Here is an 11307-nt window from a genome sequence, read left to right on the forward strand (position 1 = left end):
AGGCCGAGGCGCTGGCGACGGCGGTCGGGCTGGACATGACCGGCACGTGGTCGGCGACCGCCGCCAGCGCCTCGGCCGCGTGTCCAAGGCGCGGGTGCTGGAGGCGGTGACCGAGGCGGTCAGTGCGGAAGAGGCGGGCCGGATCGCCGGGCTGAAGAAGGGCGACATGGCCGAGGCGGCGGAGGGGTTGGTAGAGGGCAAGGGCTGGCTGCCATCGGTGCTGCGGACCGCATCCGACGCGGTGGAGCCGGAGGGAGAGGGCGCCGAGGTGCCCCGCGAGGACGACGCCTATTCGTTTGCGGCCGAATAGCCCAGCCGTCCCGAGAAAACTCGCCGCGCGCCCTTTGGGGGCGCGCGGCTTTTTCGTGTGGCGAACACTGAAACCGATTTCATAGGCTGGCCCCCGGGTCAATCTGACTGGGGGTCCGGGAGTCATGGGCGTCGTTCGACCCGGTTGCTGGGCCACGGATCATGATTCGGGGGACACTCATGGGGTGGCCGGAGGGACGGAAATGTCCCGGCCCCCTAGACCCAAATGACCTGGCCCTCTACGCTTCGATTGCTGGAATTCCACGGTCATCGACCGCATCTTCCTGCCACGGACACGTCGTCCGGGAGGAATACACAATGAGTGACGAAGAGGAAGAGGCCAAGGTGATCCGGCTGTCGGATCGTCGGGGCAAGCCCGAAACCGACAAGGTGCTGCGGCAGAAGTGGAAGTCCAGCCTCGACGGCGGCTTCACCGTCGTGCCGTCGGTCCTGTTGCAGACCCTTCCGGCTCTGGGCATCCGGGCGTCCGAGCTGGCCGTGCTCGTCTGCCTGATTGACGCTTGGTGGAAGCCGAATGACATGCCTTGGCCCTCCAAGGCCAGGCTGGCCGGCCTGCTCGGGGTTTCCGACAAGACCATCCAGCGCGCGATCCGGCGACTGGAGGCCCGGGGCCTGATCGTCTCGGAAGCGCGCCACCGGTCGCACGGCGGCCAGACGTCGAACCGGTACGATATGACGCCGCTCGTGGCCCGTCTGGAAGCGATCACCAAGGATTTGAAAGACGCCGAGGCCGAGGCGGAGAAGGCCCGCGGCATCGCCGTGCACAAGAGCGCCCCCCGGCGCCTCAAGCGCCCGAGCGGGAAGGCCAGCTAACATGACCACCACCCCCACGCGCCGGAAAGCCGCCCGCGAAGAGATCGGGCGGGCCATGCAATCCCGGACGCATGCCTATGTGCTTCACTACGCCTGTGAAGGCTTCGAAACGCCGCAACGACGGATTACCGCCATCGCGGCACGTAATCTCGGCACCGGCGTGACGCAGAGCTTCGAACTGGACACCGCCCTGCGTCGGGCGGGCTGTGACCCGGCGCAGGCCACGGCGGCGGATTTCGACAAGGCGGAAAAGGCTGTCCTCGACGGCTTCTACGACTTCGTGGCGCACAATCTGAATGGCACCTACTGGCTGCACTGGAACATGCGCAACGCCACCTTCGGCTTCCTCGCGCTCGAGAACCGTCACCGCCTGCTGGGCGGTCAGCCCCTGACCATCCCCGACACCCAGCGGGTCGACCTCGCCGCGCGCATGGTCGACCTGTATGGTGACGGCTATGCCGCGATCGACAACCGGCTCCGGTCCGTGGCGTCGCGGAACGGCCTGGCGATGAACCATCTGATCGACGGCGCGGACCAGGCCGCGGCGCTCGAACGCCGTGACTTCGCGGCCGTGGACCGGTCCCTGCTGAACCGGGTCGATCTCATGTATGCGATCGCCACTAAGGCCAATGAGGGCACGCTGAAGACCCACGCGGGCGCATTCGATGGGTTGGGTGGCCTTGGCGGCGCGATCGCATGGATCAAGGAGCACCCGGTGGTCACCGCGTGCGCCGCCGCCGCGCCCGTGTTCGGCGCCGTGCTCGGGGCCGTCAAGCTGTGGGGCTTGTTCGGCGGGCACGCGTGACGGCGGCCGCGTTCGAGTTCCGCAAGGAATGGCAACGGACGAGCCGATCAGACGCCCTTAGCGGCGGCGTCTACATGAACAACCGGAACGGATAGGACCGAGGTTCAAGGGTGGGCATTCGCACCACGACCTTCGCCAATGTCTGGGCGAAGTTGAGGGTCACGGGGAGTCGATCATATGGACCGTCGTTGTTCCAATCCATTTTCGTGAGCCCCAAGGTCTGCCGGCATAGATCGTCCATCGAACCGTTGCCCGCGTAGCGCACCAACATCAGGGGCTCGGGGATGCCCTTGCCCTCCTTGAAGTAGTCACGGTCATTGGCGACTACAGGAAGGTTGCCTTGGGTCCAGAGCAGCGTCTCATAGGTGCCCAGCTGCAGCGCCGTGCCGCGATGGACCGGATAGCCGTGCGGCTTCCTGGGCTCGGGAATATGCATCCCTCGCCAGCCGCTGCTCTGCTGGACATGTACAAGGTCGATAGCGTCCGTGCGCGGGAGCGCATCGAAACAACCCTCGACCTCTTCGGGTTTAAACTCGGTGTTCTTGTGGACGACGATGCGACGCGGGGATTGGCCCGCATGCTTGCGTTGATAGATCAGAAGGCTCCGGGAAATGACCTTCAGCATCTGATCGCGGCGCAGGAAGGGGTTCTTGCCGAACATGCGCACGTCATTGGCTTCATAGGCGACGAACTCCATGCCGGACCCCTCCGCGTCGAAAACCTGACTGCAGCAGATGGCGTAACGCGACGCCGGGCCCGCGTCCGAGCGCATCGCGTAGTCGATGCCGACAAAGGCGGTTCCCGGTTCGACATCAGCCAGCACCCAAGGCGTGCCGCCGGCCTTGGTGTACAGGGCCACGCCGAGGCGCCAGGCGACACTGCACCGGCAATAGTAGCCCAAGGCGCCTTCGTCCCGCACGATCTGGATGCAGATGCCTTCCGATGCAGCGATCGCCTTGAGGTGGTGCCGCAGGTCGAAGTCTTCGCCGTCGGTGGTCCGGAATCCGTCCGACCAGCTTCGATCGACATGGATCAAGACGATATCGAACTCTGTTCGGACATTGCGGAGCGCAAAAAGGGCTCGGGTGATCGCGTCGGCCAGCACTTGGTGCGGACGAGGCGAGGCCGCCATCTGCTTTTGCAAGTCCGCGGGAAGTTCGATGGCGGTTGGCCCCACCGCCTTGGCGAGGCTGACGCCGAACAGCTTTGAGAAGCCGGGATAGTCTGGGAGATAGGCCTTCCGTTCTTTCGGCCGGTGCGGTTGCTCCAACTCCTGCATCAACCGGTTCAAGCGATCGACGCCCCCTGCTGGTGCGATCATCGCGATCCGGATGGGGTTAGCCACGCCCGACAACCTGTCACGGCTATATGGACCGAACCGGGAGAGACCCAGCAGCGGATGCAGGTCTGTGTTCCGATCCGACGTTCCGCCAAACCGTAGAGCGGGTTCAGAGAACTGAGTGTGGCCCGGAAGCTTGTAGGCGACGGTCATTGCGGAGCCCTCCCGCTGAAACCGGTTGTCCGGGCGATCTCGAAGTCAGCGTCCGCGCCGTCTGAAATCCCGAACGCGCGGAGGCGAAGTGAGTCCGACGCGCCCACGATGAGTTCAATCCAGCCGTCCAACATGCTGTTGGCGTGCTTGTTGCGTCGCTGCGCCCGGCGCTCGCGCACCCAGTCTTTCGCCTTCGCCACCATGGCTTCGTCCGTGCCGTGCTCAAGCTCGAGGACAACGCGTGGCTCCAAAAGGAGCCAAAGGCCGTCGAGCTTCCAGTCCAGCCTGATTTCGCAGGCCTCGCTCCATGGGATGGTCGTCCCGGGAACGACACCGGTCAGGGTTTCAACGCAAGCGACCGTCCTGTTGAACGGCGCTGTGCCGACTCCGGCGGCGGGCCGCAGTAGGATGCGGCGGCCCCGGCGGTCGATCGCAAGCGTCTCGCGCTGGCCAAGCGACCGAACAAGGGCGTCTCGAATGAGCGTCCGCTCGCCACTCTCGTAGCGTAGGCGCGCGGGAGAAATGGCATAGGTTTCCAGGCTGGTGATGTCGCGATCAGCGAGGGCTGTGCGAAGGTCAACATCCCTCCCGAAGGCTAGAACACCGGCGCGGACACGATTGACGTCGAGATCGACACTGGCCTCCTTAACTGCGGCAACGACCTCCGAAACGCCGCCGATGGTGCAGACCACCAGTCGGCAGGACGTGGGCCATGAGACGATCGGGAGCGCGTTGGTCCGGACCACGGGAAACTTCGTGCCGACGGGGCGGAGCGGCGCCTTGCCCAGCCGCGGCCGATCGGCTTCGCCGATGGCGTCGACCTTGCCGGTGGTCGTCGGCAAAAACCGCACGAGGTCCGACATCAACTCGTCGAACGTCTCGACCTCGACGAAGAAGGCTTCGATCCCGGCGTCCGTGGCCGCCTTCATCAGCGTGGTGACGCCTTCGAACGGCGTTTCTGTAGATCGCTTGAACCAGAACAGGCCGCCCGGGAAACCCGCGCCTCCGTTTATGGCCTCAGTCATAGCCGCGATGATCGAGGCGTCGCGGCCGCTGTAGCCGATCAGGGCCAAGCCGTTGCCTTGGCAAGCCGCAACGAAGGCCTGCCGCATGGCGGCGTCTTGGTCTCGGAGTTCTTCGGTGGTGTTCTTGAGGCGATCGGAATGGAAGTCGCCGTGAAGCTTGCCGAGTACCGGCCAGCGGTTTTCCTGCATGACGCGCTGCAGTTTTGAGGGCTCGCCCAGATCTGCCACCGTCAGCCTGCCAGTGCTTCCGTAGATTTTGGCGGCGCTGTCCTCGACCAGTTTGTCGAAGTTCGTTGTCCAGACCGTGCGCGTGAGGTTCTCGCGCATCAGGAGGGCGAGCGCCCGATGACCGAAGGAAGGCTTCGCCTCTTCGATGATTCCGTCCAGATACTGTCGGCGGTCACGCGCGGACGGATAGGCGGCCTCGAAATAGGCGGAGTACTCGTCCTCTGCGCCCGCCGACGGGAATGATCGCAGACTGTCGAAGTGTTCCTGGATCTTCCTCTGTACCACCACATCGCTGAGATCGGTGATCGCGGAGAGCGCGAGCTTCTTCTGCGAGCAGTAGAGCTTGTGCTTGAGATCCCAGATGACGTCCCAGGCCGTCTTGACGCCGGCCGTGCGAGAGGCACCCGCGCCAAGCAGCCACATGACTTGGGTGGAGCGCATCTGAAAGAGGCGCATGAATCGTGCGACGTCCATCGTCGGCACGGTCGAGATGGACGCGGACGCTTGGCCATCCGGCCGACTCGCTTCACTAACTGTCGATAACGCCACGACGCTCCCTTCCTAGGTCCGTCGCGCGATAAGGCTTGCCCCCACAGCCCTGCGCGGCCTCGTACGCTACCCGACACCAGATGTTGGGGCAAGGGGTGTTAACCAACCCACATCTTGGGTGTCGTATACCGCCGGTTGAGAGGTTGGCGGGGGAGACTTGCCGTCTCGCGTGCGTTCGGAGAGACTCAACCCATGAAGAAAAGCCTCGATCATTTGCCGGCGCGAAAACAGGCCGAGCTGCGCCGCGTGGTCGAGGTAATCCAGGAATCGTTCGCGGAAGCCGTCGCGACGCGGCGCGCCGACCGGCTCAAAAACGGCAAGATCCTCAAGATCATTCTCTACGGGTCATATGCGCGCGGCGATTGGGTCCACGATCCGGTCGGCCGCTACTTCTCCGACTTCGACCTGCTGATCGTCGTCGACCATGAGGATCTGACCGACGGCGAGTTCTGGCACGACGCCGAGAACCGGCTGATGCCCATGGGCCCGGACATCCGCACGCCGGTGAGCCTGATCGTGCATAGTCTGGATGACGTGAACGAGCAGTTGGACCGGGGGCGCTACTTCTTCGCCGACATCGTACGGGACGGGGTCCTGCTTCACGACACGCCCGGAGCCAAGTTGCACAAGCCAGCCGATCTGAAGGCCCAAGCGGCGCTGGCGGAGGCCGAAGAGTTCTATTCAGACTGGATGCAAAGTTCTGCGAGTTTTGCTCGCGGCGCCAAGTTTTACATGGGGGAGGGAGATGATCCCAAGCTCGCCGCCTTCAACCTCCATCAGTCCTCAGAACACCTGTATCACTGCATCTTGCTGGTGGTGACGCTCTACAGCGGCAAGGCCCACAACTTGGCCTTCCTGCGAAAGAAGACCGAGGCCATCGACCCGCGCCTGTCGGAGGCCTGGCCTCGCGAGACCAAGTTCGAACGCCGCTGTTTCGAACTGCTGCGCGAGGCCTATGTGAAGGCTCGCTACTCCAAGCACTACAAGATCAGCAGCGAAGAATTGGCCTGGCTAACGGAACGCGTCGAGGTGCTGCGAGGCCTGGTCAGGACCGTGTGCGAAGAACGGCTCGTTCAGTTGCGGCAAGAGGCCGGGACGCACGACGCGTGATCCGACGGTTTACGCCGTGATCGACAACCGGCCGGCCTATCTCCTTGAGGATCCCAACTACGCTGTCATTCCGGCGCTGCCCATCGGTCTGGAACTCGGCACAGTACCGGACTGGGTCAAGCTCAGCATGCTTAACCTTGGCGGCGTCCAGCCGATCACGGGCGAGATGATGGAAGCCGCCGGCTTCGTCCTCGAGGACCGACCCTCGGACGGAGAAATCGAACTTTATCGCCGAAAGGGCATACGGTTTCAGATGGTCTCGGTGGTGACCAGCATCGCAGCCTTCCGCGAAATCGACGGCGTCATGATGGGGGTGCCGTATGCGATCTCACTGGTCCCGGCGAACAAGCGCGGGACGGTCCTGTCGAATGTCAATGTAGAGTACGTCCGGGTGGTGACGTAGATGTTTTCGGGCGGTTGATAAGGCGCTGGGCGGCCTTCAGCGCTGGGGGGTGATCAACGGAGTTCGCCCATGCGCAGCCGCCCCCATTATATCCACTTCCGTCGTGGCCGTCAGCTTTTCGGCGTCCGGCGCGTGACGGCCGGAGACCGCCTCCAGTTCGTCGGTTCCCTGAACGGCATCGACTGCGGCACCTGGCCCACCAAGGAGGCCGCTGTGCAGGCGCTGCTGCGGCGCGCGGCGTCGAACGTGCCCTACTAGTCCTCTCGTGCTAAACTTGCGCCAGATGCTGTCACCAACCCGAGAACCCTCGTGAGCCGTCCTCCTTTGGACGAAGACGACGATGCGGTCGCCGCTGACGTCGCGCGTGCGATCCGCAGAATCTTGGTGGATCACGATCACCCGCTGACGCGGGATGAGGCGAAGGAACTGGAGGCTTTGAAGGCCAAGCTTCCGCGTCCGTCGCGTAAAACTATGCGCGACCTCGGTCGACGCCTGGCTATGCCCGAAGACCCTCAGGACTGACCGACTCCATCCGCGTGCTGGACCAAGGATGCGGTCGCCGGGTCATACTCATAGGCGGTGATAGTCTGGTTGGTGATCCGCTCCACCACCTCGTCGATGACGTGTAGCGGCACTAGGTGTTCAGTCCAGGCATCTGGTGGATCGGATTGACGATGAACCGGTCAGGCTCTGACGTCCAGATTCTGGCGATGTATTCGTAAGGCGTGAGACCGTTGAGGGTCTTGAGCCTTCGGGCGAAGTTGTAGGCGGCCATAAAGTCGGCGAGGTGCGTACGCAGTTCGTCGTGGCTGTCGTAGTGGAAGCGTTTGACGGTGGCGTCCTTGATGGTGCGGTTCATCCGCTCGACCTGGCCATTGGTCCACGGATGGTTCGGCTTGGTCAGCCGGTGCTCGATGTCGTTGGCTTCGCAGATCATGTCGAAGCGCATCTGTCGCGAGAAGGCGGTGTTGCGGTTGCGAGGCTGCTCGGCGAACTGGATGCCGTTGTCGGTCAGGATCGTGTGGATCTTGTACGGCACGGCCTCCAACAACTGTTCGAGGAACTCCCAGGCGGTTCGTCTGTCGGCCTTGTCGACCAGCTGGGTGACAGCGAACTTGCTGGTGCGATCAATGGCGACGAACAGATAGAGCCTGCCCTCGGCCGTCTGCAGCTCGGCGATATCAACATGAAAGAAGCCGATCGGGTAACGCTTGAAACGCTGCCGCTTCGGCTTGTCGCCTTCGACATCCGGCAGGCGTGAGATGCCGTGTCGCTGCAAGCAGCGGTGCAACGCTGAGCGCGTCAGGTGCGGGATGGACGGCTGCAGGGCGTAGAGGCAGTCGTCCAGCGGCAGCAGCGTGTGCCGCCGGAACGCGACGACCATCGCTTCCTCGGCTTCCGTCAGAACCGTCGAGCGCGGCTCCTTCGGCCCGGTCTTGCGATCCTCGACCGAGGTCCGCTTACGCCACTTCGCCACCGTCTTGGGGTTGATCCCCAACTCCCGGCTCAGCGTCGCGAGCGAAGCCTGCGATCGCTGTATTGCTGCTCGGACGGCGTGCGTGGTCGTGGCGCTCCCGTGACGAACCTGGCCCATATGGCTTCCTTCCATTCCAACGAAAGGATCACACCATCAAAGCCTGGGACCAAACACCTAGTCGGGCCGGGTGGACGCTATATCACCGGCGCCACAATCGACGTCAACGCCAGGCGCACCGCAGCGAGCGTGGTGTAGATGAACTTTCAGGTTCTTTAGAATAGGCCGGCATTGTGCGTGATCGGCTCACGTCCCTGAGGACCGGTCGCCGGGACTGTTCATGAGTTGATCGCGGATTTCGAGAACAGAAGATCGGCGAAGAGGGTCAACAATTCGCCGTCCTTTATTGTGGACGGTTCCAGTAGGCGCTGGAACATGGCGCCTTCGTGGACCGCCAGAATGAGGCGAGCGACGCGGGAAGACGCGTGGGGGCGGCTCGGCTCGATTCCCCTCCAGACACGGCCGACAGCCTCTTCGATAACCGAGAGGATGCGATTCTGCCGCGCGGCGTAATGGCTCGCCACCGCAGGGTTTCGTAGGGCGTGCAGACCGAAATCCGCCTGCAGCAGATACCAACTGCGGTCGAAGGCGTAGTCGGCGATGAACGCCCTGACGAAGTTCTCCGCCGCGGGTCCCGGTCTGGACAGGGCCGACGCAATCGAGATCTCGAGATGCCGTTCCAGCCGTTCGATCGTCCGATCGTAGATGGCGAAAAACAGCTCCTCCTGGGACCGGAAATTGGAGTTGTACGCGCCCCGGCTCAATCCGACCCGATCGCAAATGTCCTCCTGTGTCGCCCCCTGGAAACCGCGTTCGGCGAAGGCTTCCAGGGCGCCGTTGAGGATACGCTCGCGCGTCTGGGCACGCGTGGGACGGCTCCGGACAGGCCTTGGGCTCAAGAGAGCAGTCTTCTGAATCATTCGATACAGGTATGTATTGAGGTGGATCGATGTCAACGCTACGGTCGGCCAAGGAGAACCTCGCTCATGACCTTGCGACCTTCCATCCTGCTGGTCCTGCTGATCTCGTCGACCTGTGCGGCCGCCTACGCTCCCGCATCCAAGGCCCAGATCTCTGACGCCAAAACCTCCGGCCTCCAGACCGTTGGTCCTTTGCCCCTGACCTATCGAGACGCGCAGGCCAGGCTCCTGCAACGCTCGGACGCCATCGAGGCGTCGGACGCCGATGTCCGCAGCCGGGAAGCCCAGGAAAACGCCGTAAGGACGCTGCGGCTGCCCACGGTGGAGTTCGAGGGCCAGATGATGCGGTATCAAAAGACCCTCTATCTGCCGCTGGGGCCCTTGGCGGATGTCGCTCAGGACTACGCCATCAGCGATCCGTTGCAGTTCCAGATGGAACGCGACAGCACGCGGCCGATCGTCACCGCCACCGTCCCGCTTTATTCCGGCGGCCGGATTCCGGCGGCCCAAGCGGCCGCTGAGGCTCAACTCGGCCAGTCCCGGGCTGAGCGCCAGATCGTCGTCGATAACGCCCTGTTGCAGATGACCGAACTCTATTTCGGGCAACAGTTGCTCACCCGGTTTCGGGACGTCCGCCGCGACGTCCTGGCGGGCCTCGAACGCCACCTGGCCGATGCGACGATTCTGGAGCGCGGAGGGTTCATCAGTCGCGCCCAGCGCCTGCAGGTGGAGGTGGCGCGTGACGACGCGGCGCGCGAACTGGAGACGGCCGAAGCCAATCTGGCCAGCGCGGACACGGCGCTCTCTGGGACCTTGAGGGCGCCGTCGGGGATCGATCCGGCTACGTCTCTCTTCGTGCTTCTCCGGCCGCTCGAGCCGCTGGAAACCTATCTGCAAGCCGCCTATCGCGCCCACCCGCAGCTGGAGCGGCTCCAGGCCCTGGAAGACCAGGCGGAAGCCGGTGTCACCGCCCAGCGCGCCGAGCTTCTGCCGACGGTCTATGGCTTCGCCCAGTACAACTTTGATCGTCGGGACACCTTGTTGACCGATCCGGACTGGTCCGTGGGGGTCGGTCTCCGTTACACCCTCTTCTCCGGCGTCGATCGCTCGCAGAACGTCCGCGCCGCGCGCGAGAAGGTCGCTCAGGCCCAGGCGGGGCTGCGCGAGGCGCAAAGCCAGATCGAGATCGGCGTGACCCGATCCTGGAACGACGCGGAAGCGGCCCGGCGGCGGTTCCAGAGAACCGACAGCGCCATCGTCGCCGCCGAGGAGAACCTGCGCGTCCAGATGGTCGGCTACCAGGTGCAGCAAACCACCTCGCTCGACGTCATCGACGCCCAACTCGGCGTCGGACGCGCGCGGATCCAGCGCGCCCAGGCCGCCCATGACTTCGTGGTCGCGCTCGCCCGCCTTCTTCATGTCAGCGGCCGGATCGAGGACATGCCCGACTATATCGACCAGGGCGAAAGGATCGCGCCATGACCGACACCCAGGACACGCCGACGCCGAACACGGAGCCGGGCGGGGAACGGGGCGACGCCGGACCGTCTCGACGGCGCCGAAAACTGCTGCCCCTCGGCATCGGGGCGCTGATCGTGGCGGGGCTCGGCGTCGGCCTCTGGCTCAGCTATCGGCCCGTTCCCGATCAGCTTCAGGGGATGGTGGATGCGCGGGAGCTTCGGATCACCAGCAAGGTGACGGGCCGGATCGCCGACTTCCATGTGGAGGAGGGGCAGCCGGTCCGGGCCGGCCAACTGCTCTACACCCTCGACAGTCCCGAGGTCGCGGCCCGCTCGGAACAGGCGGGCGGCGCCCTCGTCGCCGCCGAGGCCACGGCCGACAAGGCCGACGAAGGCGCGCGTCCGGAGGATATCCGGGCCGCGGAAGCGCAATGGCGGCGCGCGCAGGCGGCGGCGGATCTGGCCCAGACGACCTATGCCCGCACCCAGGAGATGTACGACCAGGGCGTGATCGCGGGGCAGAAGCGCGACGAGAGCCGGGCCAATGCGGTGGCCTCGACGGAGGCCGCCCGCGCCGCTCGCGCCCAGTATGACCTGGCGCTGGCCGGGGCGCGCCGACAGGATCGCCAGGCGGCCGG

General features: G+C 64.4%; 13 protein-coding genes and 1 pseudogene. 9 read left to right on the top strand and 5 right to left on the bottom strand.

What is annotated here, in order from left to right; all coding sequences use genetic code 11:
- The 3 genes and pseudogenes from RTU05_RS14385 to RTU05_RS14395 all read left to right on the top strand — a co-directional run.
- A pseudogene (locus RTU05_RS14385) lies at positions 1 to 310 on the top strand (hypothetical protein); the annotation flags it as partial.
- Positions 311 to 627: 317 nt separating this feature from the next.
- On the top strand, positions 628 to 1143 hold the full coding sequence (locus RTU05_RS14390) for a helix-turn-helix domain-containing protein (protein WP_312599042.1): 516 nt from the start codon (positions 628 to 630) through the stop codon (positions 1141 to 1143).
- A gap of 1 nt (position 1144) precedes the next feature.
- Positions 1145 to 1948, top strand: coding sequence for a hypothetical protein (locus tag RTU05_RS14395; RefSeq protein ID WP_312599043.1), 804 nt, complete (start codon positions 1145 to 1147; stop codon positions 1946 to 1948).
- A 70-nt stretch (positions 1949 to 2018) separates the two neighbouring features.
- On the opposite strand, the gene RTU05_RS14400 is transcribed toward RTU05_RS14395, so the two are convergent.
- The gene (locus tag RTU05_RS14400; RefSeq protein ID WP_312599044.1) at positions 2019 to 3440 is read right to left on the bottom strand and encodes a nuclease PIN; all 1422 of its coding nucleotides are present in this window, start codon (positions 3438 to 3440) and stop codon (positions 2019 to 2021) included.
- Positions 3437 to 5167, bottom strand: a complete 1731-nt coding sequence (locus RTU05_RS14405; protein ID WP_312599051.1) for an SIR2 family protein — start codon at positions 5165 to 5167, stop codon at positions 3437 to 3439. Before RTU05_RS14405 ends, RTU05_RS14400 begins: the two co-directional genes overlap by 4 nt.
- Before the next feature lie 267 nt (positions 5168 to 5434).
- On the opposite strand from RTU05_RS14405, the gene RTU05_RS14410 reads away from it, so the two are divergent.
- The 4 genes from RTU05_RS14410 (at position 5435) to RTU05_RS14425 (ending at position 7277) form a co-directional block, all read left to right on the top strand.
- On the top strand, positions 5435 to 6352 hold the full coding sequence (locus RTU05_RS14410; protein WP_312599045.1) for a HEPN domain-containing protein: 918 nt from the start codon (positions 5435 to 5437) through the stop codon (positions 6350 to 6352).
- 16 nt (positions 6353 to 6368) lie between these two features.
- Entirely contained in the window at positions 6369 to 6755 is a 387-nt protein-coding gene (locus tag RTU05_RS14415; protein WP_312599046.1) for a hypothetical protein, read from the top strand.
- A gap of 69 nt (positions 6756 to 6824) precedes the next feature.
- Positions 6825 to 7013, top strand: coding sequence for a hypothetical protein (locus RTU05_RS14420; protein ID WP_003168750.1), 189 nt, complete (start codon positions 6825 to 6827; stop codon positions 7011 to 7013).
- A 51-nt stretch (positions 7014 to 7064) separates the two neighbouring features.
- Entirely contained in the window at positions 7065 to 7277 is a 213-nt protein-coding gene (locus RTU05_RS14425) for a hypothetical protein (RefSeq protein ID WP_312599047.1), read from the top strand.
- Here RTU05_RS14425 and RTU05_RS14430 read toward each other — a convergent pair.
- The 3 genes from RTU05_RS14430 to RTU05_RS14440 form a co-directional block, all read right to left on the bottom strand.
- Complete coding sequence (locus tag RTU05_RS14430; protein WP_003168748.1) at positions 7268 to 7390, bottom strand: hypothetical protein; 123 nt, start codon at positions 7388 to 7390, stop codon at positions 7268 to 7270. The genes RTU05_RS14425 and RTU05_RS14430 overlap by 10 nt on opposite strands.
- Positions 7390 to 8349, bottom strand: a complete 960-nt coding sequence (locus RTU05_RS14435) for an IS481 family transposase (protein ID WP_003168747.1) — start codon at positions 8347 to 8349, stop codon at positions 7390 to 7392. Before RTU05_RS14435 ends, RTU05_RS14430 begins: the two co-directional genes overlap by 1 nt.
- Before the next feature lie 218 nt (positions 8350 to 8567).
- A complete protein-coding gene (locus RTU05_RS14440; RefSeq protein ID WP_312599048.1) occupies positions 8568 to 9209 on the bottom strand; it encodes a TetR/AcrR family transcriptional regulator in 642 nt (213 codons plus the stop codon).
- A gap of 66 nt (positions 9210 to 9275) precedes the next feature.
- Here RTU05_RS14440 and RTU05_RS14445 point away from each other — a divergent pair, with 66 nt between their 5' ends.
- Both RTU05_RS14445 and RTU05_RS14450 read left to right on the top strand, forming a co-directional pair.
- Positions 9276 to 10691, top strand: a complete 1416-nt coding sequence (locus RTU05_RS14445) for a TolC family protein (RefSeq protein WP_312599049.1) — start codon at positions 9276 to 9278, stop codon at positions 10689 to 10691.
- A partial coding sequence (locus RTU05_RS14450; RefSeq protein WP_312599050.1) for a biotin/lipoyl-binding protein occupies positions 10688 to 11307 on the top strand: 620 nt, incomplete at its 3' end. The genes RTU05_RS14445 and RTU05_RS14450, both read left to right, overlap by 4 nt.

Origin of the sequence: Brevundimonas sp. (genome assembly GCF_032017145.1) — a bacterium.
In the GTDB taxonomy this organism is placed as follows: Bacteria; Pseudomonadota; Alphaproteobacteria; order Caulobacterales; family Caulobacteraceae; genus Brevundimonas.

Bases quoted from the DNA above. Each gene is read 5' to 3' on its own strand.
- RTU05_RS14435 (WP_003168747.1), bottom strand. From the start codon at position 8,349: ATGGGCCAGGTTCGTCACGGGAGCGCCACGACCACGCACGCCGTCCGA.
- RTU05_RS14440 (WP_312599048.1), bottom strand. From the start codon at position 9,209: ATGATTCAGAAGACTGCTCTCTTGAGCCCAAGGCCTGTCCGGAGCCGT.
- RTU05_RS14400 (WP_312599044.1), bottom strand. From the start codon at position 3,440: ATGACCGTCGCCTACAAGCTTCCGGGCCACACTCAGTTCTCTGAACCC.
- RTU05_RS14410 (WP_312599045.1), top strand. From the start codon at position 5,435: ATGAAGAAAAGCCTCGATCATTTGCCGGCGCGAAAACAGGCCGAGCTG.
- RTU05_RS14405 (WP_312599051.1), bottom strand. From the start codon at position 5,167: ATGGACGTCGCACGATTCATGCGCCTCTTTCAGATGCGCTCCACCCAA.
- RTU05_RS14420 (WP_003168750.1), top strand. From the start codon at position 6,825: ATGCGCAGCCGCCCCCATTATATCCACTTCCGTCGTGGCCGTCAGCTT.
- RTU05_RS14445 (WP_312599049.1), top strand. From the start codon at position 9,276: ATGACCTTGCGACCTTCCATCCTGCTGGTCCTGCTGATCTCGTCGACC.
- RTU05_RS14390 (WP_312599042.1), top strand. From the start codon at position 628: ATGAGTGACGAAGAGGAAGAGGCCAAGGTGATCCGGCTGTCGGATCGT.
- RTU05_RS14395 (WP_312599043.1), top strand. From the start codon at position 1,145: ATGACCACCACCCCCACGCGCCGGAAAGCCGCCCGCGAAGAGATCGGG.